Origin of the sequence: Fibrobacter succinogenes, assembly GCF_902779965.1 — a bacterium.
GTDB classification, from domain to species: Bacteria; Fibrobacterota; Fibrobacteria; order Fibrobacterales; family Fibrobacteraceae; genus Fibrobacter; species Fibrobacter succinogenes_F.
Genome location: NZ_CACZDK010000014.1, coordinates 20,911 through 47,114, shown reverse-complemented (window position 1 = coordinate 47,114; position 26,204 = coordinate 20,911). Strand labels below are relative to the sequence as shown.

Below are 26,204 nucleotides of genomic sequence, written 5' to 3'. Positions count from 1 at the left end.
CTAAAACAATGTTCTTTGTTCTAAATTTTGTTAGCCAAATCTATCTTTTTAGGAATTTGTTAAAAATGACTTCAGATAAAACACAAAAGAATCCATTGAAATTACTTTGGCTGTACGCCGGAAACAAAAGAATACAACTTTTTATATCCTCGCTTTATGCAATTTTAGGGGTCTTTTTCGGCATCCTTCCGTATTTTTGCGTTGCCAAACTGCTTTCGGCATTCTATTACAAGACCGTTACGCAAAATGATATTCTGATTTACGGGCTTATCATCATTGCCGCATACGCTCTAAAAGTGTATCTATCGACAGTTTCGACAATAAAATCGCATAAAGCGGCTTTTTCGATTTTAAAAACAATACGCACTCAGATAACAAGCAAAATGGAACACATTCCCATGGGTGTAATGCTGGATAAAGCATCCGGTACATACAAAATGCTCGTGGTCGATACAGTTGAGCGCATTGAAAAACCTTTTGCCCACATGGTGCCAGAGATGACCGCAAACATCGTGACTCCTTTAACGATAATTGTTGTTTTATTTGTGATGGATTGGCGCATGGCTCTTGGCGCTATCGCGACAATTCCCGTGGGATTCCTGGTAACTATGGGGCAAATGATTGGCTACAAAGAAAAATCAGCTCGTTATTTCAAAGCCAATGCCGACATGAACGACTCCATCGTAGAATACGTGAACGGAATAGAAGTGATCAAGGCATTCAACCAAAGCGCATCATCTTTCGGAAAGTTCACCAACGCCTGCAAATACTATCGCGACACCACACTTCAATGGTGGCGCAGTTGCTGGTTTTTCTCGGCAGCAGGATTGAGCACTCTTTCTTCGACATTGCTTGTAACACTTCCGCTTGGCGCATACTTGTTCATGAACGGAAAGATTGAATTTGCCACATTCCTCACATGCGCAGTGCTCAGCATGGGCATTTCAGGGCCAATTCTTGCATCAATGACTTACGCAGAAATGTTCGCTTCGGTTTTCCAAGCCTTTCAACAAATTGAAGGATTCCTTAACGAAAAAGATCAAGTACGCCCCACTGAAAAAGTCAAATTCAACGGTTCCTCCTTTGAATTCAAGAATGTTTCTTTCGGCTATAAAGACAAGAACGTTTTGAATAACATTTCATTCAAGACTGCTGAAAAAGGCGTCACAGCAATCGTCGGGCATTCTGGTAGCGGAAAATCGACAATCGCAAAGCTCATGGCCGGTTTTTGGGACGTAGGCAATGGAGATATTTTACTCGGCGGCGTCAGTCTATCGAAGATTCCATTCAAGCAGCAAATGCAAAAAATCAGCTACGTAGCCCAAGACAATTACTTGTTTAACACATCCATTCTAGAAAACATCCGCATGGGCCGCCCAAAAGCAAGCGATGAAGAAGTTTACGAAGCCGCAAAAGCTGCCGGTTGCCACGAATTCATTAGCGCACTCGAAAAAGGCTATAACACAAAAGCAGGTGACGCCGGCAACAGACTTTCTGGAGGCGAACGCCAACGCATTACGATTGCTCGCGCTATTCTGAAGGACGCCGATGTCATCATCTTGGACGAAGCCACGGCTTATGCGGATCCCGAAAACGAAGCCGAAATTCAAAAGGCACTTTCAAGGCTCATTCACGATAAAGTTTTAATTGTCATTGCTCATAGACTTTCGACAATCAAGAATGCCGAAAAGATTTTGGTCATTGAAAACGGCGAACTCGCCGATAGCGGCACTCACGAAGAACTCATGAAAAAATGTGCCTTGTACAAATCCATGTGGGAACGCCACATGGCAGGTTCCGAAGCAAAGGAGATTGCATAATGCTCAAGACATTGAAAAGAATCATTAAGCTTTCTGGCAAATACAAGGGACGAGTTTATTGGGGACTTGTATGTAGCATTCTAAACTCCGTTTTCAATTGCTGTTCAGTACTCGCTATTCTTTGGGTATTGATGAATATCAACAACCTCACGATGAATATCATTTGGGAAACGGTCGCCATTTTAGCAGCAGGACTCATAGGCAAAACCACACTCAAATTCTTAACCAACATTTTCATGACCGCCGCCGGTTACATCATCTTTACAGACAAAAGACTTGAGCTCGGTGACAAATTGAAAAATGCCCCCATGGGTTACTTTTCAAAGAAAACTCTTGGACGCATCAACAACACCATTACCACCAATATGGCAACACTTGAAAACTACACCATGATGGCCGTCGATAACGTGGTGGGTGGAATTTTGCAAGGAATTTGCGTATCCATTTTCTTGATGATTTTCGAATGGGAAATTGGAATAATTGCAATTTTGGGAATTATTCTATCAACGTTTTCGTTATCGGCAATTCAAAAGAAATCAGGCTCGTTATCTTTAGCGCGATACAATGCCGTAGAAAACGTCACAAACGATGTCATCGAATACATCCGCGGCATAGCCGTTATTCGTTCATTTGGCCGCGGCAACGCCTCCAAGCTTGACGAAACATTTGATGAATTTGAAAAGACCGCGATCAAGATGGAAAAAGGCATTCTCGTTCCGCATGGATTTTTCAGAGCAACTCTTGAAATTTTTAGCGGCATCATCATCTTGACTTCGGCATGGTTGACTTACCAAGGTACAATAGAATTTTCGTACGGAATGATGTTCCTCGTCTCGGGATTTATCATATACGGTCAAATGGAACTGCTAGCCAATGGCGCGTTCATGATGGAACAAATCGAGACTTCCATGGATCAAATGGACGAAACCTATAGCGTTCCAAAGTTAACAGGAACGCAAGCCGTTGACAAAAGCAACACTGATATCGAAATCAAGAACGTTACCTTCGGTTACGATTCACGCATTATTTTAGATAAGGTAAGCGCTAAGATTCCAGCTAAATCAAAATGCGCCATTGTCGGATATTCGGGAAGCGGAAAAACTACTTTATGCAATTTGATTGTTCGCTTTTGGGACGTTCAATCAGGCTCTATTACTTTTGGCGGGAAAGACATCAGAAGTTACACACCGGACGAATTGCTTTCGCATTTTTCCATGGTGTTCCAAAACGTTTTCTTGTTCAACGATACGGTAGAAAACAATATCAAGTTCGGATGCCCAAACGCTACGCACGAGCAAATTGTTGAAGTCGCCAAACGCGCCCGTTGCCATGAATTCATCGAAGCTTTGCCAAACGGGTACGACACAATTATCGGAGAAAACGGAAGCAGTCTTTCGGGCGGCGAAAAGCAACGCATTTCCATTGCACGCGCGCTCTTGAAAGATGCACCGGTCGTCATTCTTGACGAAGCCACCTCTTCTGTAGACCCAGAAAATGAATGCGAATTGATGGAAGCGATTGCCGAACTTACGAAAGGCAAAACAGTCATTTCCATTGCGCACCGATTGAACACCGTCAAGAACGCAGACCAAATTCTCGTCATCGATCACGGAAACATCGTGCAACGCGGAACCCATCAAGAACTTTGCAACGTCGATGGAGTCTACAAAAAATTCTTGGATATAAGGCAATCTTCAGCGGGCTGGAGCATTACCTAAAAAAAGGGAAACGGCAAAAATGGAAAAAACTCTCGAGGAACGTTGGTTCCCCTTTACCACTTATTGTCTTAACGATACAGAACACAAGAAAATTTTCTGTTTTCACCACGCTGGCGGTAGCGCAAGCGTTTACCGCAAATGGACTCTTGAAAAGAAGAACATGAATTTCATTTGCGTTGAATTGCCCGGCAAGGGAACTCGCCGCCGCGAACCTTTTGTTGGCGATTTCAAAAAGCTCCTGGAACCACTTTGCCAAAGCATCGTCAAAGTCACTCAAGGCAAACCATTTATTTTATTTGGACACAGCATGGGTGCAGCCATGGCATTCTACGTCGCCGACTATTTGCAAAGCAAGTACAACGTACGTCCAGAAAAACTGATTGCCGCTGGTCGCCAGGCCCCGCAAGATGAAGACCCTAGCGAATTTAAAACGTATATGGGAGACGACGCACTAATTCGCGAACTCAAAAAATACAACGCAACGCCTAAAGAAATTCTCGAAAATAAGGAATTGCTCCAGTTCATCCTCCCAGAAGTGCGTAAAGATTACACGCTGAACGAAAGCTTGATTTATCACGGTGAGCGCATCGATGCCCCCATCTACATCAATTGCGGCACCAAAGACATTGGCGCCACAGCGTCGATTATGCAACGTTGGCAATCTGTCACGACAAAAGAATTTAAAGAAAAGGAATTCGAAGGAGATCATTTCTTTGTTCTGAATTCCGAACTCTATCCCGAATATCTCGCCACTGCAGGTTAAAAATCTATGTTCACAAAGAATCCAGAATGTATCCATTCAGCGGTTTTCGTAAAAGCCGCTGAAGTTCCTAACGCAACTGCACTCGTTTCACGCAACTCCGACGGAACTTACAATTCCAAAACATACGGCGAACTTTCGGAAAACGCATTGAGAATCGCTTCAGCACTTAGAACGGCTGAAATCAAAGCTAAAGACCTCGTTGCAATCGTTCTTCCGAAAGGAATGAATCAAATTTTCTCGACACTCGGCATTCAAGCAGTTGGCGCGGCCTACGTTCCCGTCGGCATCCACCAGCCCATGGAAAGAATGCACAAAATTTTTGACTCTGCAAAAATTTCGGGAATCATCACGGATAAAATCCACGCAGAAGTCATCCGCAAAGAAAATTCAGCTTGGAACGTTATAGAAATCGAAAACGCGTTGCAAGCACAGCCAATAAGCATTGATGAAATTGTCGAAGACGCAACTAGCCTCGCTTATATCATCTTTACCTCCGGCACAACAGGTGTTCCAAAAGGCGTGATGATTTCACATCGAGGCGCAAGCAATACCATTCGAGACATCAACGAACGTTTTAACGTATCTGCTAATGACGCCTGCATGGCCATTTCAGAATTGGACTTTGATCTTTCCGTTTATGATATATTCGGAATGCTATCCACCGGCGGAAAGGTCATCGTCCTCTCTGAAGAAATAAAGAAAGAGGCTAACGTCTGGAAACAAATCGCAAGCGATCAGAAAGTGACTTTGTGGAATTCGGTCCCTGCACTTTTTGAAATGTTCACGATTGTCGCAGGCGATAAAGCAAATACAATTCCATTAAAAACGATCATGCTTTCGGGCGACTGGATTCCGCTCCCGCTGTTTGGCACAACAAAGAAGTATTGGCCGAATTGCCGTTTCATTTCTTTGGGCGGCGCTACAGAAGTTTCTATTTGGTCTGTTTGGTACGAAGTAAACGCATTGCAGCCAGAATGGAAATCTATTCCTTACGGACAAGCGCTAAAGAACCAAAAGATCAAAGTCATGGACGAAAACAGCAAGGAATGCGCCACTGGAGATGCAGGAGAACTCTGGATTGGCGGTATTGGCGTTGCCGAAGGTTACTTAAACCAACCGGATTTAACCAAAGAACGCTTCCCAATTGAAAACGGAGAACGTTGGTACAGAACCGGCGATAAAGTGCGCATGACGCCTGACGGCAACTCAGAATTTTTAGGACGTTTGGATACGCAAATTAAACTTGGCGGTTACCGTATTGAACTCGGTGAAATCGAAAACGTCATCAAGAAAAAATCAAACATTGTGAATGCCGCAGCTGTAGTTGTCGAGAACGGAGCGAAAAAAGAAATTGTCGCTGCGATTATCCCTGCTCTCAGCAAAGAAAAAATCGCAAAATACGATTACAAATACAACGATAATTATACGGACGAAACTCAGCAAGACCGCACCAACGCAGTCGCCGCCCTCATCCATACCATTCGTTCGAACATCAAGACAATTCCTGAAAAGTCGAAAAACGCATTCGCCCTGTGGAATAATTGGCTTTTCTCAAACGGTTTTGAACAAATTCGCCCAGCAGTGACTTCAGATTTTTCAAAGAAACTGAACAGCAATGAAAACATCGAATTGTTGCAGGATGTTCTTACCGGGAAGCGCCCCGAAACGGACCTTTTAGGGAACGATTTTTTCACTCCTGAAAAGCTGCTCGTTGAAAGCGCACCATTTAAAACATTTATAAACAAAGTTATTTCCATCGCCGCATTTGCAGACTCAAGGAAAATCGCCTTTTTGAACGCTCGTTCTGGAATTGGCGTTCGCGAATTTTTGAAAGCCTATGAGAAAAACGGAATGGAAATCACGTTATTCGACGAATCGATGGGCATGCTTGACATGGCTCGCGATTTTTTACGGGCTTGGAAGGACTATTTGAAATTCAGGCCTCTTGACTTGAGCGCAAGCGTTCAGGATTTAGAAAAGTTCGATCTCGTTATCGATGCAGGATTCCTACACACTTACAACAACCCCGCCAACGCCCTTGCCTTCGCCTACATGATTCTCAAGAAAGGCGGCAAGTTCATGGCACTCGATTTCGAGAATTTCGACCCAGTCGCCATTGTGAGTTCTGCCGTTCTGGAAAACGGTTTTGCAAAATACACACGTTTACGCCGCTTCACTTCACTTTTGTCCGATGAAGAATGGGAATCCATTTTTAAGGAACTTCCCTTCGACACGATTTCACTGGAGAACAACTCTCACTTTGTGCAAACCATCATTGCGCAAAAAGCGATTGACGCAAAAGAAATTCTCGGTAGCGAATTTGACGATTACTTGAAAACAAATCTAGTCCCGTACATGATTCCGTCAAGGACAGAGGTTTTTGTGAAATTTCCGCTTACGGCCAACGCCAAAGTGGACCGCAAAACAATTACCGCACTTTTGAAAAAGACATGTTCCGCCGATGTAAACGAAAATTACGAAGGACGCGAAGCAGACCTCGCTGAAATCTGGAAGTCTTTGCTTTCACTCGAAAAAATCGACCGTTACGCCAACTTCTTTGAAATCGGAGGCGACAGTCTCTTGGCTACGCGATTCCTCGAAAAAATACACACGCAATACGGTGTCGAAATATCGCTCCGTGAAATTTTCGAAAATGCAGAACTGAACAATCTCGCCAAAATTTTTGAAGAACGCATCAACGCCTTGGGCGATATCGAAGAGGGAGAAATATGATTGGAATTCTTGGAGCATACGGCGCTGTTGGCATTTGGGCCACACGCTTCATCAGAAATAATTCTGAATACCGCCTTCGCATTGGCGGGCGCAATATCGAAAAAGCCCCAAGCGAATTACGTTCGGAATGGAGCAACGCCGAATGGACAAAAGTTGATGTTTCAAATAAGGAAAGCATCGAACAGTTTATGGATGGTTGCGAAATCGTTCTCGATTGCGCCAAGCTTTCAGAAGCGCAAACGACATTGATGGACGAAATCGCCGAAGCGAAAAACACACCCGTTTTGCATCTTGGAATTGAAGGATTCAAAAGAAAAGAATCTGGAGTTTCAATTGTTTATGGCGCAGGATGCATCCCAGGACTTTCCGGGCTCATTCCGCAATATCTCGCAAAAAAATTTGACCATGTCAACTCTTTGGAATTTTACTACGGCGGACTTGGTGCATTTTCGTACACAGCGGCTAACGATTTTATCGATAGCCTCCACAATAGCAATAACCGCACCATGGTCTACTGGAAAAAAGGAGAAATCCTTCCGTTCGTACCTTCGTCAAATGATTATTCCGAAGAATTAAAGAGCGTCATTTCAATCAATAAAATGTTTCCGTTTTTCGATGGCGAAGCAGAAGCCGTCACACGCAAAATGAATCTTGACGAAGCGCGATTCCACATGTGTCTTAGTGGACAACGCATGATTGAAATTATGAATTCCGCAAGACATCAGTACAAACAAAATCCTGACGAAACCATCAAAAAACTTTGCACCGCAAGTAAGCTCGATACCTTCGGCATCAAAGAAAACACTTTTTACCTATGCGTTATGGAAGGCGTTAAAGACAATGCGCCGGCAAAATTCAAGCTCACCATTCATGGGCTCGGCCCATCACCGATGACAGGCGTTAGCGCAGGAGCTGCCACACTTTGCTTTGTCAAAGAAAAGAAATCTTGCGGAACCATTTTACTTGGCGAAAGCGATTATGCCACCCCCATCATTGAATCGCTCATCGCAAATCAACCTGAATTTTCATGCGAAATCAAGGACATGCTTACAACCGAAATAGAGGGAGAAATTTAAGAAAATGAAGAAACGAGTTGTTGTCTGCGGAAGCACTTTCGGACAGTTCTACATCAACGCTCTGCAACAGTTATTAAAAGATGATTTTGAATTAGTCGGACTTTACGGCAAAGGAAGCGAACGCTCCAAAAAATGTGCCGAGACTTATAGCATCCCGCTTTTCACAGAGTTCGAACAAATTCCAAAAATCGATTTCGCTTGTGTTGTCATCAGTTCTGGAACGGTGGGCGGCATCGGTACAGAACTCGCCTGCAAGTTCATGGGAAAAAAAATCCACGTTCTTCAGGAACAGCCCATCCATCCGCGCGATCTTACTGAAACTTATCGCGTTGCCAAAAAGAACGGTGTTTATTTCAAGACTTGCGATCTTTACCCGAAACTCCCTGAAGTAGCACGATTCATCCGCGTAGCTCAAGAATTGAATAAGCACGAAAAGCCGCTTTACATCAAGGCCGCCTTCGGTCCACAAGTTTCTTTCCCAGCGATTGACATTCTCTCCCGCATTCTCCCTTCGATTTACAATTTAAAGGTCGAACACATCACAGAATGCATCGGCCCCTTCGATATTCTTACCGGAAAACTTGGCGACACGCCTATCATGATTGAATACAACAATCAGGTGAATACGGATGACCGAGACAATCACGCGCATCTTTTGCACAACTTCGCCATCGTTTACGAAACCGGCCGTTTGATTCTCGAAGATACTTTCGGCCCTGTACTTTGGAAACCGCGTATGTACGTGCCCAAATACTTGTATAACCCCGAAAAGCGTAACGAAATTCCGCCTTACCTTAAAGAATTGACGATGGAAACCTTGGGAAATTACAAGGCCAAGGATTTTATGCACGTTCTTTTCGATGATTGGAAACAAGGCATTGCAGATAACATTATTGAATTTTCGAAGATGATTGACCAAAAAGTAAAACTCGCTCCATTGGCGCAACGAGAACTTTTGTGTTCACAGAAATGGTCCGAAATCACCAACATTTTCGGATTTGCAAAATTGATCCACCCCGAAGGCAACAGCGAATACATCCCGTCGGCAGAAATCCACAAATACAGCGAAGAGGTTTAAGATGACAGACAAGAACATGCAAAATTTGGTCAACCGTTTTGAAGCAAACGGAATTCACTTGTGGACGGAAAACGGGAAAATCAAGTACAAGGCTTCCAAGGAGGCTATGACCCCCGCTGTACTCGCAGAACTCAAGGCAAACAAAGAAACTTTGATAAAGTACTTGAGCGAAAAAAGTGACGATAGTAATGTTGCCATTGTCATTGACCGCACCAATCGTTTTGAACCGTTCCCGCTTACCGATGTACAATCCGCTTATTTGCTTGGACGCAGCAAAACTTTTGAATATGGCGGCGTCGCTTGCCACGTTTATCTTGAAATCCGTTACGCAGAACTCGAAACGCAAAAAGTTCGCGACATTTGGAATGCGATTACGCGCAAATACGACATGCTCCATGCGGTCATCAACGAAAGCGGTTATCAGCAGGTAATGAAGGATGTTCCCGAATTGGAAATTCCGGAATGGGACTTGGTGAAGCATCCTGAAAAAGCAAACGAATTTGAAAAGTTCCGCAAAGAAATGGGCAACCGTGCCTATACCGTTGGCAAATGGCCTATGTTCGGTCTTGCCGTAAGTCGCAACAATGAAAGCGCCATTCTCCATTTTTCGATTGAATTTTTGCTCGCCGACTGGACAAGCATTTGGAAACTCGTTGCCGAATTTGAAGCCGCCTATTTTGACGAAATTGCCGTCACAGGTGAAGAAGAACTTTCTTTCCGCGATTATTTGATTGCCGAAAAGAAACTCAAGGCAACCGCACAGTACGAAAAAGAAAAGAAGTATTGGATGGACCGCATCGAGAATCTCCCTGATGCGCCGGAATTGCCGAAACTCCCAGCCTCCGAAGCAAAGGATGCCTTTGGGCGCAAGTTCTTGAGAATCCCTGCAGATACTTGGAACCGCATGAAAAATCGCGCCAAGCAATACGGCCTCACGCCGACTGTTCCGATTCTTTCGTGCTACGCCGATGTACTTGCCAAGTGGAGCCGCAATAAACGTTTCTGCATCAACATGACCGTTTTGAACAGACTCCCGCTCCATGAAAAAGTCATGGACATCGTTGGCGATTTCACATCGCTCAGTCTGCTCGAAGTCGATTGCGCCGCAAAAGAAAACTTCCTTTCTCGCACCCGCAAAATAAACGGCCAGCTTTTTGCGGACTTGGACAACCGCCTTTTCAGTGGCGTCGAAGTCATGCGCGAAATCTCTAGACAAAGTAAAAAAACAGGGCTTTCGATGCCAATCGTTTATACAAGCGCGATTGGCCTCGCCGATTCGGGGGCACCATTGCGCGGAGACTTTGTCGGAGGCATTTCACAGACGCCACAAACCTTTATCGACTGCCAAGTGATGGATGGCGCTTTCGGATTGCAAGTCAACTGGGACTATCGCGAAGGCGTATTCCCAGAAGGCGTTTTGGATTCCATGTTCGAAGCATTCGAAAAGCGTTTGCTCGCTCTCGCTGAAGAAAACGCCGATTGGGAAGATGTTGCTGAAATCGCGCTCCCCGCCCGCGATGCCGCAGAGCGCAAAGCTGCAAACGACACACGCAAGGATTGGAATGTGCGAATGCTGCAAGATGACTTTATCGAAAGCGTCAAGCGCACTCCAAAGAAAATCGCCATTGACGATGGTCATGTTAAATTCACATTCGAAGAACTCGACGCACGCGCTAAAGTTCTGGCAGACCAACTGATCACCTGTGGCGTAAAGGCTCAGGATTGCGTTCCCGTCTTGATGGAAAAATCAGCATGGCAAGTCGTATCTGTATTCGGCATTCTGTACGCCGGAGCCATTTACGTGCCGATTGCAGCCGCCAAAGCAAAAGGCCGCGCCGAAAAAATTGTCAAGAAAACAGGCGCAAAAGTGGCCATCGGCATTTCTAACGACGAAGCACTCCTTGAAGGTGAAATCACGACCATCAATGTCGATACACTCGGTGCAAATGATTTTGCAGTCGATTGCTCCAGATTTCCGAAGCGCACTCCCGATGATATCGCCTACATCATCTACACGAGCGGCAGTACAGGCGAGCCTAAGGGTGTCGTAATTACACACAAAGGCGCGATGAACACTATCGATGACATGAACGACCGTTTTGGCGTTACCGCAGACGATGCTGTTCTCGGACTTTCGCAGTTGAACTTTGACCTTTCCGTATACGATCTCTTTGGCGTTCTCGGCTATGGCGGCACGCTTATTTACCCGACCACCGAAGATTACATGAACCCCGAAGTTTGGGAAGCCCTCATTCACAAGCACAACATTACCGTATGGAATACCGTGCCCGCATTGATGAAGATGCTCCTGAACTTTGTCGAAAGCAAGAACTCTGCAGAACCGCTCCCGCTCCGTGAAGTATTCCTCTCCGGCGACTGGATTCCTGTTGACATGCCCGAAAGAATCCGCAAGGCTGCTCCCGGCGTTGATGTGATTTGCCTTGGCGGTGCGACAGAAGCCTCCATTTGGTCCAACTATCATCGTTACGATCCAAACGACGGTCTCAAAATTTTGCCTTATGGCCGCCCGCTCGCAAACCAGACGATGCATATTCTCGACAACAATTTGCAGCCGTGCCCGACAATGGTCGCTGGGCAAATTGCACTCGGAGGCGATGGCGTTGCACTAGGATACTACTTGGATGCAGAACGCACTGCCGCACAGTTTGTAGCGCTCCCCAAAACAGATGAACAAGTTTACTTGACCGGCGACATGGGGCGTTATCTCCCCGGTGGTGAAATCGAATTCCTCGGTCGTGAAGACACGCAGGTAAAAATCCGTGGCCATCGTATTGAACTCGGCGAAATCGAAAACGTCTTGAAAGACTTCCCCGCCATTAAGGAAGCTGTAGCCATCGTAAGTGCAGACAAGCGCGAAATCTATTCCGCAATTGTTGCTGAAAATGCAACCGCAAACGAAATCAACGTTAACAAGCAAAAATTTGTAGAACGCGAAAAAGCTATCGAAAAGTTCATGCAAGACCGCATCGGCGAAATTGACATGAAACAAGTCGAAGATGGTTACAAGGCCGAAGAAAGAGCCAGCGCTTACACCATCTTGTTCGAGCTACAAAAGATGGGCGTTTTCCAAAAGGATAAGGCATACACCATTGATGAAATCAAAGCTCCGGTCATTGCAAAATACCATTGGCTTGTCACGCAATGGCTCGGCTACCTGCTTGCCGAAAAGTTCATCGAACAGCAAGGCGAATCTTACATTTGCCACATTGACGCTACCGAAGGCGAAAAGGAAAATCTTTGGAAGAACGCCTACGAAATTTGGAATGGCGAATACATTTCAAAAGACTTTCTTGAATACGTCAAGCTTAACGGCGACCATCTCGCAGAAATTGCGCAAGGCAAAGTGGATCCGGGAAAATTCCTTTACCCCGAAAAAGGCGACAAATACCGCTATGTCGATTCGCTTTACGTCAAAAACAAAATCATGCGTATTGCGTACAACACATTGGCGGAGTACTTCAAAAAAATCTTGGACGAAAATCCAAACCGAACCATTCGCATTTTGGAAGTCGGCGCAGGAACCGGTTCTGCAACACGCTACCTTTTGCCGGTATTGAAGGGACACAAGTTTGAATACTACTTCACCGATTACTTGAAGCACTTCTTCCCGACAGCGGCAGAAATGTTCAAGGATTATCCGGAACTTGTATTCAAGCAGTTAGACGTAAATGAAGATTTCCGCAAGCAGGGATTAAAATCGAATACGTTTGACATCGTCTTTGGCGGCTACGTCATGGACAACGCGATTGATTTCGGCAAGACTCTATCGCAAATCGAAGACGTTCTCGTTCCCGGTGGGCACTTTATGTTCCTGGAATCCTATGAACTCTCCGCTTGGATTACCATCACGCAGGCACTTTTGATGGATGTTCCTTCTGACGATTTAGAACGCCAGAAGCAGATTTTTGAACAGCTCAAAATGTCTCGAAGCAAATGGACCGAAAAACTTTTGCATGGCGAAAAGAACGTCAACCTGAGTTCATTCCCGGCTAACGACAGTGCACTTGATCTTTTGCATGTGCTGTTCTTTGTCAAGCAAGTCAAGAGCGATAAACAAGTTATCGATAACGAAAAGCTCAAGGAACATCTCGATAAATACCTGTTGCATTACATGCACCCGGGCTACATCCAAGAATTCAATGCATTGCCACTTTCTGCAAATGGAAAAATCGACCGCAAGAACATCCTCAAGTTCTTCGAGGAATCTAAGGCCAAGACAGGCGCGCTAAACCTTACGCAAGTTGAAGAAGCACTTGTCAGCAGTTTGCCAATTGAAAAAGCGACAGCATTCTTGGGCAACAATAAAGACAACCTCATCGTTGCCGTGGAACCACGCAAAAAGCAGAAAAATCGAATTGATGAATGTGAAGAAATTTTCACCAAAAACGTAACTCAGGTGGATAAAGAAATTTCCGCGACACATAAAAACTTCGATTGGGAAAAAATCAGCAATAGCTACAAGAACATTGAAAAAACGGCTGCCGACTCCATTCTTCTTGGACTTTTGCAAAACAATATTCTTGTTTACGGCAAAGATTTTACCAAGGAAGAACTCGAAAATGCCATACCGGAAAAATTCCGTTTCCACGCCCAAGAATGGATAAATGTTCTTTTAGAAAATGGCAACATCACACCTTGCGGCAACAAATTCAAGATTTTACAAGATGTTTCGCTCGAACAAAACGAAAATAAATGGGACGAAGTCATTCAAAACACCGATAGCCATATCGCTTCGAAGCCATACGTTCGTTATCTCAAAGAAAACGGAATCCACTTTGGCGAAGTTTTAGCAGGCAACGCCGATCCAAATGATTTTGTCTACAAGAACTACAGCGACAATCACGAAAACAATGCGTTGCAAAATTGGTCTGATATTGTACAGGCCCAAAACAGCTACAAGATTATCAACGAACATCTCGTAGAATTTTTGAAGCAGATTATGGCAACGGATTCCAAGAAAACATGGAGAATTCTTGAATTGGGTGCTGGCACAGGGCAAATCACAAGACAGGCGTTCGCAGGTCTTAAAGAATCAGGTTTCCCTTTCATATACAATTTCACAGACAAGTTTACACAATTCTTCCCCATGGCTGGAGAATACACGCATAAAGATCCAGCAATGATTTTCACGCAATTGGACTTTAACGAAGAATTCGAAAGCCAAGGACTCCCCGAAAACAGTGTCGACATTATTCTATGTGGCGGCGCGATGGCCAACTCCATAGATCTAGACCACACGCTAGAACAAATGAAGAAAACTCTAGTCCCAGGCGGTTATCTCTTTATCGAAGAAGTCGGTTCCGATACTGCATCCATATCCGTATCGCAGGCTTTGATGATGGATAAGCCCATAGACAAGATTAGAGAAAAACACATGTTCTTGCCTAAAGAAGATTGGATTGAATTGCTACGTCAAAAAGACGGTCTTGCAAACGCAACAACATTCCCGCAAGATGAAGCAAAGGCCAAAATGCTAGGCGGATACCTTTACGTCAAGCAATTCAAGTATGACAGGGATGAAGTTTCCGAATCTTCTGTAAAGTTGATACTAAACGACATCTGCCCTGAAAAGAACACGTCTATCCATATTCTCGACAAGTTGCCTTTAGCCGCAAACGGAAGCGTAGACCAGCAGGCGCTCAAACATTACGCAGATGCATTCGAAGCATCACAGGGTAAAGACCAATCCATCGAAAATCGCCTTATCGAAATTGCCATCAAGGCTTTGAATATCGACTCTCTCGGTAAAGACGACAACTTCTATGACTTTGGCGCAGATTCCTTGCTCATGGCGCAAATGGCAACGACCATCCGCAACGAACTCGCTTCGGACAAGACATTCGATGCCATATTGAAGCAGATGCTTGATTTCCCGACAGTCACTGAAGTTGCACGCTTCTTGAAAAACGAAGTCGAAGAAGCAACTGACAATTCGGGAGAGTTCATTCAACTCAAACGTTACGGCAAGGCAAAGGACGATTGTGCAAGAGTACTCCTCCCGACCGTTCTTTGGAACGACGAAATGTTCCATGAAATTATTCCGCTCATGGAAAGTCAGGACGAAGGCGAAATTTTCACGTTCAAACTTTCGAATACGCAACACTTCTTTGAAATTGGCGAGGCTGAAGTTGCAAGCGTCTTGGCCAAGGAATTTGCAGACAAGATTATAGAAGCTGGCGTCAAGAAAGTACAGATCATCGGTTATAGCTTCAATGGAAAACTTTCATTGGAACTTGCTGAACGTCTCGAAAATGCTGAAATCGAAATTGTGGACCTTGCCATCATCGAAGGAGCACGTTTGCCGTTCGAAATCAAGCAGACAAACATTAAAGATTTCTTCTTTGCCACATTGATTGACGTTAATCCAGAAAAGGTTGGTTTCAAGTTCGAAGACATCACCTTCTTGATGAACAGCTATATCGAAGAAACAAAGAAAAAAATCATTGATGAAAACGATTTCGAAAAGATTATCGGTCAATCGCCTGATGCAGATGCCATCCGGACTTTCAACGCATTGGCATCAAGCGAGCGATTCCAGAAAATCAAGGAATACTCCGGTGATTTTGGCAATAGCATGACCGACGAAGCCTTTGCTCGAATTAAGAATACGTTCGATCAAAATTTCAACGTCATGATCAATTACAATCCGACTCCGTATTTCGGCGATTTGCGCTATTTCAAGGCTGACAACAGCAACAGCATTTTCAAGAATGCAGACAAGATGCTGTTCCAAAAATGGGATGACCTTTGCATTGGTGAAATCAAATACGAGCAACTCAAAGGCGACCATTTCACCGCATTCACATCGAAGGAATTTGCGTCGGAACTTGCCGAAAAACTTTCCTTGAAAAATTTGCAGGAGAACAACTAATGGATTCTCTAACCGCAAAGGAACTCATTGAAAGTTTCGTACAGCGCGGCGTAACGCTTTGGCTCGAAGAGGGCAAGCTAAAATTCCGCGCTGCAAGCGGAGCGCTTTCTAGCGAAGACAAGGAATGTTTAAAGGCAAACAAGGCCGGAATCATCGCGCTTCTCGAAAAGCAAGCGGAAGAAGAACAAAATTCTTTCCCGCTCTCGCCCATTCAAAAATCATACCTTGTCGGTCGCGATCCTGTTTACGATCTTGGCGGGATCAACACGCATTATTATTTGGAAGTTGAACTTGACGAAACGCTTGATGTAACGCGGTTGCAAAACGCATGGAACGAAGTTATCGCTCACGATGATGCTCTTCGCCTTGTGATTTCTGCAAAAGGAACACAGCGCGTTCTCGAAACCGCCCCGACGTATTCCATTGAAGTTGTCGAATTAAAATCCATCGAAGAACGTCTCGAAAAGCGCAAGGAATGGAGCCACCACATTTATCCATTGAATCAATGGCCGTTCTTTACGATGCGCATTTCGCGCGTGCCAAACACAAAAGACGTTCTGCATTTTGATTTCGACTGCATGATTATGGATGCCTGGAGTGCAAAAATCGCGCTTTCGCAGATGTTCAAACTTTATCGCAACGAAACCGTGCAATGGGTCGATTACTCCTTCAAGGATTATTGCAACGACTTGATTACATTCGAAAAGCAGCAAGATTACTCGCAAGCCGAAGCATTCTGGAAATCAAAAATAAACGAGCTCGTTTGCGAACCGGACTTGCCATATGCAAAACCGCTTTCAGAAATTCACAACCATCGTTTTTCAAGAATTTCTGGAGAATTGACAGTCGATGAGTTTGCGTTATTCCAGCAGAAATGCCGCGAATATCGCACAACACCTGCCGCCGTCATCAGCACCGCCTATCTCAAGGCGCTCCTTGGTTTCAGCAAGTGCGATTCACTCACCATCAATTCCACTTTGTTCAATCGCTTACCGCTTCACAAAGACATCAACTCGGTCGTTGGCGATTTCACGAACATTGCATTCATCACGCTTTCGAAAAAATGCAAGAACTTTTTGGAATGCGTGCAGTCCGTGCAAAAAGACATGTGGCAACTTGTACGCTTCCATACATACGACGGTACAAAGATTCTCAAATTCAAGGAAGGTCTTTCGCCCATGCGCGCACAAATGCCGATTGTCATCACTTGCGTGCTTGAAAACGGGCAAAAGTCCAACAGCGATTTACCCCAAGGATTGCAACAAATTTACGCATTGAGCAAAACTCCGCAAGTTGTATTGGATTATCAAGTCACCAATTTTGACGGGAGGCTTTCCATCAATTGGGATTATGCAGAACCCGCTTTTGCACCAGAAACATTAAAGCAGATGTTCGCTACAAACGTGAATTTACTCAAACGATTGCTCACCGAAAAATGGGACGAGGTTTTGTAAGTGCTTTACATTTTCACAGAAACCGAAACATTTACAGAGTGCGACTTGGCGGGGCTATGGCCCCTACTGAGCGAGCAACGCGCAAAACGCGTTGACAAGTACCGTTTTTTCAAAGATCGCAAACTTTCCGCACTCGCTTACATTCTTTTGCGATACGCCCTAATAGAAGAAAAAGGCATTGACGAAAAAGTTGAATTTGAATTCGGTCCTTACGGAAAGCCGTTTATCAAAGGCATGCCCGAATTGCAATTTAGCTTATCACATACCGCAGGAGGCATCGCTTGCGCACTTGCCATTTTTCCGGTTGGCGTAGACATCACTGATGTCGATGACCGCAATTTAGATTGCGTTCCAAGAGCAATGAACTTTTTCGAACAGCAAGCCATCAATCGTTCCAACGACAAGGCTCGTACATTTGCACGTCTGTGGTCAATGAAAGAATGTTTCCTCAAATACGTTGGTACAGGAATTGATGAAAACATTTCCTGTATCAACTTTTCTGGCTATCACGGGGATTCATTCGATTACAGATCTGGAAAAATGCAAGTCATCAACGATGAGAAAACTGTTACCAGCGTTTTCGGCTCGGAACTTTTACCCGTCAAATACCTCACCAAAATTGACCTCTTTGATTTTTTAATAGGAGAACCACAAAATGGAAAACTTGCCTTCGCTTAATCAAAAATTGAAGGAATACCTTGAATGCGATTTTCGCATCATTCTAATGAAAAACGGAATTGCAACAAATTTTTCGAAAGCCGAACTCAAGACACGCATTCTTTACGCACGACATACTTTTGAAAAGGCAGGCCTCAAGCAAGGCGATCTTGTCATTTTCCAAATTAACGGAGCATCGAAAAAAGCCTTCATGGGGAATTTCTATGCATTGTTGAGCATGGGAATCGCCCCCGTTTTATTGACGGCCGCTCGTAGCAAAGACCACGTAACCCGATTAATTCGCGTGGCAAACGCCAATCCACAAGCAGCCATCATCGCCGACACCGAAACGGCAGAATTCATCAAGTTTTTCTGGAAGGAATGTGATTTGAAACGTTTAATCACCGTTCCCGAAGAAATCACACAAATCCCGCAAGATTTGCCAAGCGAAATCGATTACGTCGATGTTGATCCAAAAGCACTCGCACTTGTACTTTATTCATCAGGAAGTACTTCGGACCCCAAGGGCGTAATGATGACAAACGAAAGGTTCCTTCTGATGCTCAAGAATTTGAACATTGCATTAAAGACAAGTTCAAAAGATACATGGTTGCAATGGCTCCCGCTAGAGCACGCCTTCGGCGTTGTCACGCTCATCACAATCCCGATGTACTACAAGACGGGTGCCGTCCACATGGACGCCGCAGAATTCATCCAGAATCCGAAATCATGGTTCGATGCGGTCAGCAAGACGCGAGCCACAAAGACTTCCGCCCCGAATTTTGCCTATCCGCTTCTCTTGAAAGCCTTGGACGGCAGCGAAAAATGGGATCTATCTTGCATCGATTTTATTTTGAACGGCGGTGAACCCCTCTCCAAAAAAGTTTTTGCCGAATTTACCCAAACCATGGCCAAATTCGGAATGCACGAACACGCCATCGTTCCGCTTTACGGCCTTACCGAAGCTTTGGGCGCCGTAACGTTCAACATGGACCACGAATATCCAGAACTCGACATGAACAAGGTAACATCGGGTATTGATTTCGACATGAAGGGGCTCCGTGAAAACGCAAAAGATATCGTGTGCCAGGGCCGACCGATTCCCGAAATGCAAATCCGCATCTGCGATGAAGAAAACAAAGTCCTTCCCGATAACACCGTGGGAAGCATCCAGGTGTTCAGCGATTACATCTGCACCGGCTACTTAAACAAGGATTCTTCGGATATGTTTGTTGACGGATGGCTCGACACGGGCGATCTCGGCTTTTTGAGCAATGGACTTTTATACGTTGTGGGCCGCAAAAAAGACATGTTCTTTATCCACGGCAAAAACATTTACTTGCGCGATATCGAACAAGTTGTCACTTCAAAATTCGGCTACCGCTGCGCTGCCTGCGGCGTAAACGATTCCGCAGCGTCTACAAATTACATCTACCTCTTTGTCGAATATTGCGAACCCGAAAAAGTGAATACACATTCACTCAAAGATTTCGTCTTCTCGGAAATGGGTTTCGGTCTCAAAGAAGTCATCCCGCTCAAATCACTAGTGCTTACAGGAACCGGAAAAATCGCCAAAGAAAAACTGTACGCCGCCTACAAAGAAGGTAAAATCTAAGGAGATTCCATGTCGCAATTTTCGCAAAAAGAAATTCTCGAAATCGTTAATCAAATTCTAAAGCAAAACGTCCAAACAGAAACATCCCTCTACGAAGTTTTTGAAGATTCCATTCAAATGTTCCGATTCCTTGGAGAAGTCAAGAACAAACTCAGCATAGAATTCGGAATGCTCGATTTGGTCAAAGCAGAAACAATCGGCGACTTGGTTGATAAGATTCAAGAAAAGCTCGGCAAAGGTGCCGAAGTCGAAAAAAAAATCCCCCTAACGCCAATGCAGCAGTCTTACAGACTCGGGAGAGAGCAAAACTTTCACGGGTCTGTAAACTCCACGCATATCTATTTTGAAGTGGAACATTCTTTGGACATCGACAAGGCCGAAGAATGTTTCCGTCAATTGATTGAAAAACACGAAGCACTCCGAGCATTCGTAGAAGAAGAAAATCAATGTATTCTTGCAAAAGATATCAGCAAGAATTTTAAAATCGAACGCACCAGCGTTTCTGAAGCGGATTTAAAAAAAGTTCTTGACGAGAAGCGCTTACAGGCACAAACAGAAATGCGTGATCTTAGCAAGTGGCCACTTTTCGATATCACCAACATTTCTACAGAAAAACGCAATATCGCAACCGTCGATTTAGAGCTCATGTTTGTAGACGGGATGAGCGCACAAGGGCTCGCATCGGAATTTCTGATGCTCTATCATGAAGGAAAACTCCCTGAATACGATTTTGAATCAATCCCGGAATATGTAGAATGGATTAAGTCGCGCAAGGATAACGCGAAGCACGATAGCGATGCAGAATTTTGGCACAAGCTTGAAGCCGATATTCCTGCCGCACCAAAGCTCCCTGTTACAGCATCGCGCAATAACGAGGCAAACATTTGCAAGCGCATGCAGAATGTGTTCAGTAAGGACACTCTCCGCAACATGGAAATTACTGCCCGCAAGAACGGCGTCACATCTAGCGTTGTCCTCTTCTACCTTTACTTGAAAACGCTCGCACGATTTAGCGAAAGCGAGAAGTTTTCTGTCAACATCACGATGCTCAATCGCCCTTACGGTGTAGAAGGCATGAACTACATCATCGGCGATTATACAAGCAATGTTATTTTCGATTTTGACAACACCCAAATTGCGCAATTGCCGCTTCGAGAAGCGTTACAAGCCATTCGCGACCGCATGTACGAACGAATCGACCACAGCGCTTACGAAGGCGTCGAAGTCATTCGCGATCTCATCCGCCAAAAACAAATCGACAACGAAAATCCGATGCCGATTGTTTTCACGAGTATGCTTTTCGGGAGGCTCCCCGAAGCCAAGGGCTTGCAGGTTTCGTATGTTCAATCACAAACATCGCAAGTCAGCATCGACAACCAAATTTGCAAAACTCACGATGGCTCATTGATGATTTCTTGGGACTATCTCGAAAAGATATTCACTCCGAATACCATCACTGAAATGTTCCGTTACTACAGCGAAAGCATCGAAGCTTTTTCAAAAACTGGCGAATGTACTGTTCAAGCGCCACAATTCGAAGAAAGAGTTATCGCATACAATTCGACAAAAAAAGAATTCGATATCAAGCATCCGATTGAATACCTGCAAAAATCCTTCGAGAAATACCATGATCGCATAGCACTCAAGAACGGTGTCATGACAACCATGACTTACGGCGAGCTCGAAGATTCTGTACGCAAAGCCATGTACATGCTTAAAAAGCAGGGCGTCAATTGCAACGATTCCATCGCCATTCTTTCGCAGAAGAATTTTTCAACAGTCATCGCCATCCTTGCCACGATGGGCGTGGGTGCCACATACATTCCCGTTGATGACAAGTGGCCCGAAGACCGCAAGGAATATATTGTCAAAAATTCCAATTGCAAATTGCTTGTCAATCCGCAAAAGCTCGTAGAAGCACCGACTCGCGAACGTGCAGACTTCGCTCCAAATCCGAATCTCGATGCAACCGCTTACGTTATATACACTTCCGGCAGCACGGGCGTTCCCAAAGGCGTGTCGATTTCTTACGCGGCCATGATGAATACGATTCTCGACATCAACGAACGCATGGGAATTAACGAAAACGCTTCGATTCTTGGACTCTCTTCATACTGCTTCGACCTTTCCGTTTACGATCTTTTCGGTTCCTTGATTGCAGGTGCAGAACTTGACATAGCAAAGGACATCCGCGAAACTGACGAGATCAAGCGTTTTGTAGATTCTTCCAAAAACATCCTGTGGAATTCAGTGCCGGCCGGCATGGAACTTTTCATCGACAGCCTCGACGAAACCTACGTCAATCATGAATTGAAAAACGTCCTCATGAGCGGCGACTGGATTCCTGTTTCGCTCCCCGCACGCATCCGCAAACATTTCCCTGAAGCAAAAATTTACAGTTTGGGCGGCGCAACCGAAGCATCCATTTGGTCCATTTATTTCCCCATCGTACACGTAGATCCTAGTTGGCAAAGCATCCCTTACGGATATCCGCTTGCGAACCAAACGATTTACATTCTGAATGAATCTCTTGAAATTTGCCCGCCCGAAATTCAAGGCGAAATCTATATCGGCGGTGTGGGCGTTGCACAAGGCTACGCCAATAGCGAAGAAAAGACAAAGGCCGCATTTATCTACCATCCCAAATTCGGTCGCATTTACAAGACCGGTGACTTTGGGCGTTTTTCCGCAAACGGTTACGTAGTCTTCCTCGGCCGCAAAGACAATCAGGTCAAAGTCGGCGGCTACCGTATTGAGCTCGGTGAAATCGAACAACGCATGAATTCGCTAGAACAAGTCGATGCCTCCATCGTTGTTTTGGATCCGAGCAAGCACATCGTTGCATTTTACACAGGCAAGCAAACAGACAAGGAAGTTTTCAAGAAAGAGCTCTCTCAATTCTTGCCCGCCTACATGGTGCCGCACCGATTCGTTCACTTGGACGAAATGCCTCTTTCCGCGAACGGCAAGCTCGATCGCAAATCGCTTTTGCAAACGCTTACAGCAAATACGAACGAAAGCGCTGAAGCAAAATCACCCATCGTTCTCACCGAGACGCAATCGGCCATTATCGATATTTGGAAATCTGTTCTTGACTTGAAAGAAATCGATTGCAGTCTGGACTTCTTTGAGCTCGGTGGCGATTCCATCAAGGCGCAACGAATCGCCCAACGCATTGATCAAAAATTTGGCATCCGCGTTCCATTCGTCTCCGTTTTGAACACTCCAAACGCAAAGGAATTTGCAGAAACTGTCGAAGATAAAATCGTTACCAAGAACGAAACGGCATACACACAAAATGCAGACACGGGAGTTTCCGGCAAGGGTGCGGAATTTCCGATGACAGGCGTTCAGCTCGCCTACTTAAACGGACGCAATGACCATTTTGAGCTCGGCAAATACAATGCCCACTATTATTTCGAAATCGATTCGCAATACACCGTTGCAGAAATCGAAAACGCCATCCGCAAAGTCGTCAAAAAGCACGATGCATTCAGGGCCATATTCCTCCCGAGCGGAACGCAAAAAGTCCTGACCGAAGTTCCCGATTACAAAGTTGAAGTTGTCCATTGCACTGCTGCTGAACGCGAATCCGAGTCGCTTAAAATTCGCAACGAACTTTCGCATCATATTTACAAGCACGACCAATGGCCACTCTTTACATTCAAGGCCATCGATTACGGCGACACGAACCGCATTATCTTCGTGAGTTTCGACTTGATGGTTTGCGATGGCGACAGCATGCAGATTTTCTTCTCGGACTTGGGACGAATTTTGCGCAAGCAACCTTTTGAAGAACGCATTGGCTACTCTTACGAGCGCTACGTCCGTGACCTTTCGCATTCCCGCGATGAGAAACGCTACGAAGAAGATAAAGCCTACTGGCTTGAACGATTGCCAAGCTTCCCTGAATACCCGCATGTTCCACTTGCACAGAAAATTTCGGATTGCACCGATTATACAATCACGCGCAAGCAAGATGTCATCTGTAAAAAGACTTGGTCCAAGTTCAAGGAAGTTGCCAAGGCCCATCGCGTATCGCCATCGGCGCTCCTTTGCACCATCTACGCCAAAGTTCTTGAACGTTGGAGCAACCAGCGCGATATGGTGCTGAACTTGACGGCATTTGAACGCAAGCCATTCCATAAGGATGTCGAAAAGATTATCGGTGACTTCACCAAGCTTTTACCGCTTGCGCTTTCGATGAACGAAGACAATTTGTGGAAGCAGGCTACCGATGTGCAAAACCGTATTGTCGATGGTCTTGACCACTTGTCTTACGACGGCACCGAAATCATGCGCGAATTGGCAAAGTCGAAGAATCAATTTGGCAAGGCTATTTTGCCCGTGGTGTTCACATGCGTTCTGTTCGATGCTCCCGAAAATTATTACGAAGTTCTCGGCAAATTGCGCTACTCCATTTCGCAAACTCCGCAGATTTTCATCGACAACCAAATTGCCGAAATGGGCAAAAAGCTCTATGTAACATGGGACGTTGTCAAGGAAATTTTCGACCCGACAATTATTGATCAGATGTTCCATGACTTTGTCGAAAACATCCGCTACATTGCCAACGGCGAACACGAAACATGTTTCCCCGAAATCAACCTAGTATGGGAACGCTACAATCCCGAAGTCAAGCCGGCACCGAAAAAAACATTACACGGGCTCGTCAATAGCGCAATGCCATTGTTCAAGAACCGCACCGCAGTTGTCGGGAAAGATTCCTCGCTCACATACGCCGAACTCGACAGCCTTTCGAATCGCATTGCCAATTTGTTGCAAGAAAAAGGCGTTGTCCGCGGAGACCGAGTCGCCGTTTTAGGAGAGCGCATTCCTGAAACAATTGCAAGCATTCTCGGCATTCTCAAGGCGGGCGGCGTTTATGTTCCGGTCGATGTTTCGTATCCGAAGGAACGCATAGATTTCATTATGCAAGACGGCAATTGCAAATGCCTCTTGAAAAAATCTTACCTCGAAGCTAAAGGAATCCAAAACTACAGCGACAAACCACTCCAAATGATAAACGCCCCGGAAGATGAAGCCTATATCATCTACACATCAGGTAGTACAGGCAAGCCCAAGGGCGTCATCATGCAGCACGGAGCAACAGCAAATACCATCATCGATGTCAATGAACGTTTGTCCTTAAACGAAAATGATGCTCTCATCGGCATTTCTTCGATTTGCTTTGACCTCTCCGTCTACGATATTTTCGGAGCTCTCAGCAGCGGCGCAAAGCTAGCATTGGTAAGCGATGCGCGCGACATGAGCGAAGTTTGTCAAATTCTCACAACGCAAAATGTGACCGTTTGGAATTCCGTCCCTGTTCTTTTCGACATGGCGATGAAGCACCGCATCTCGGCAAATGATTCTAGCAAGCTTTCGCTCCGCAAGGTACTCCTTTCGGGCGACCGCATTCCTCTCGACATTTGCACCACCGCAAAGAACGCAGGCAGCACCGCAGACCTCATCAGTCTCGGTGGCGCCACCGAAGCGGCTATTTGGTCCATCATCTACCCATTTAGTGAAGTGCGCCCGGAATGGGATTGTATCCCTTATGGTTACCCGATGAAAAACCAAACATTCTACGTTCTCGACGAAGAGCTTAAACTTTGTCCGCCAGAAGTTCAAGGCGACCTCTACATTGGTGGCGTTGGACTCGCGAAGGGCTACAACAACGATCCAGAAAAAACAAATAAGGCATTTATCAAGCATCCACAACTTGGCCGCATATACCGCACCGGCGATTTGGGCAAACTCAAAACAGAAGGCTTTATTGAATTCCTGGGCCGTTCCGATACGCAAATCAAGCTCAATGGTTTCCGCATTGAACTTGGTGAAATCGAATCCGCAATTATGCATACAGGGTTTGTTTCACGTGCTGTCGCTGCGCTCAAGGACGTTCCGGGCAGCGGCAAGCAAATCATCGCTTACGTTCTCGGGGCAAGCATCGAAAACGCCGAAAGCACCATCAAGGCCGAGATTTCAAAAACGCTCACAGGATACATGATTCCGTCGCGCATCGTTACAATGGATTCATTCCCGCTTTCCGCCAACGGCAAGGTTGACAAAAAGCAACTTCCAATTCCGGAAATTTCTATTGCAACAGCGACACCAGCAAGCACCACGAACGAGAACATTTCTGACGAAGAAAAAGCAATGCTCGAAATCTGGCAAAACGTTTTCGAAAATCCAGGCATTTCTATGAACGATGATTTCTACTCCATCGGAGGAGATTCCATCACCTTGATGAAACTCGTCGACAAAATCGCTCTAGACCTCAAGAAGACCGTAAACATCGACCAAATTCTTCAAGCAAAAAGCATCAAGGAGTTCATAAGCCTTATCCACTAACATCTCTCCTTAGTATAAAATAGCGTCGGAAAATTTTTCCG

At 45.2% G+C, this 26,204-nt stretch carries 11 protein-coding genes; all 11 read left to right on the top strand.

Annotated features, from left to right (window positions below; translation table 11 throughout):
• Window positions 1-65 precede the first annotated feature (65 nt).
• Genes HUF13_RS08220 through HUF13_RS08170 form a run of 11 tightly spaced genes read left to right on the top strand, consistent with a single transcriptional unit; the run spans window position 66 to window position 26,163 of the window.
• On the top strand, window positions 66-1,820 hold the full coding sequence (locus HUF13_RS08220; RefSeq protein WP_173474680.1) for an ABC transporter ATP-binding protein: 1,755 nt from the start codon (window positions 66-68) through the stop codon (window positions 1,818-1,820).
• Window positions 1,820-3,538: an ABC transporter ATP-binding protein gene (locus HUF13_RS08215; protein ID WP_173474679.1), complete on the top strand. Its 1,719-nt coding sequence runs from the start codon at window positions 1,820-1,822 to the stop codon at window positions 3,536-3,538. The genes HUF13_RS08220 and HUF13_RS08215 overlap by 1 nt, the downstream gene beginning before the upstream one ends.
• Before the next feature lie 19 nt (window positions 3,539-3,557).
• Window positions 3,558-4,301, top strand: coding sequence for a thioesterase II family protein (locus HUF13_RS08210; protein ID WP_173474678.1), 744 nt, complete (start codon window positions 3,558-3,560; stop codon window positions 4,299-4,301).
• A gap of 6 nt (window positions 4,302-4,307) precedes the next feature.
• Complete coding sequence (locus tag HUF13_RS08205; protein WP_173474677.1) at window positions 4,308-7,034, top strand: amino acid adenylation domain-containing protein; 2,727 nt, start codon at window positions 4,308-4,310, stop codon at window positions 7,032-7,034.
• Entirely contained in the window at window positions 7,031-8,110 is a 1,080-nt protein-coding gene (locus HUF13_RS08200; protein WP_173474676.1) for an NAD(P)H-binding protein, read from the top strand. Before HUF13_RS08205 ends, HUF13_RS08200 begins: the two co-directional genes overlap by 4 nt.
• Before the next feature lie 4 nt (window positions 8,111-8,114).
• The gene (locus HUF13_RS08195) at window positions 8,115-9,188 is read left to right on the top strand and encodes a Gfo/Idh/MocA family oxidoreductase (RefSeq protein WP_173474675.1); all 1,074 of its coding nucleotides are present in this window, start codon (window positions 8,115-8,117) and stop codon (window positions 9,186-9,188) included.
• Window position 9,189: 1 nt separating this feature from the next.
• Window positions 9,190-16,080: a non-ribosomal peptide synthetase gene (locus HUF13_RS08190; protein WP_173474674.1), complete on the top strand. Its 6,891-nt coding sequence runs from the start codon at window positions 9,190-9,192 to the stop codon at window positions 16,078-16,080.
• Complete coding sequence (locus HUF13_RS08185) at window positions 16,080-17,534, top strand: condensation domain-containing protein (RefSeq protein WP_173474673.1); 1,455 nt, start codon at window positions 16,080-16,082, stop codon at window positions 17,532-17,534. Before HUF13_RS08190 ends, HUF13_RS08185 begins: the two co-directional genes overlap by 1 nt.
• A complete protein-coding gene (locus HUF13_RS08180) occupies window positions 17,535-18,212 on the top strand; it encodes a 4'-phosphopantetheinyl transferase superfamily protein (RefSeq protein WP_173474672.1) in 678 nt (225 codons plus the stop codon).
• Complete coding sequence (locus HUF13_RS08175; RefSeq protein ID WP_173474671.1) at window positions 18,190-19,806, top strand: AMP-binding protein; 1,617 nt, start codon at window positions 18,190-18,192, stop codon at window positions 19,804-19,806. The genes HUF13_RS08180 and HUF13_RS08175 overlap by 23 nt, the downstream gene beginning before the upstream one ends.
• 9 nt (window positions 19,807-19,815) lie before the next feature.
• Entirely contained in the window at window positions 19,816-26,163 is a 6,348-nt protein-coding gene (locus HUF13_RS08170; RefSeq protein WP_173474670.1) for a non-ribosomal peptide synthetase, read from the top strand.
• Window positions 26,164-26,204: the final 41 nt, after the last annotated feature.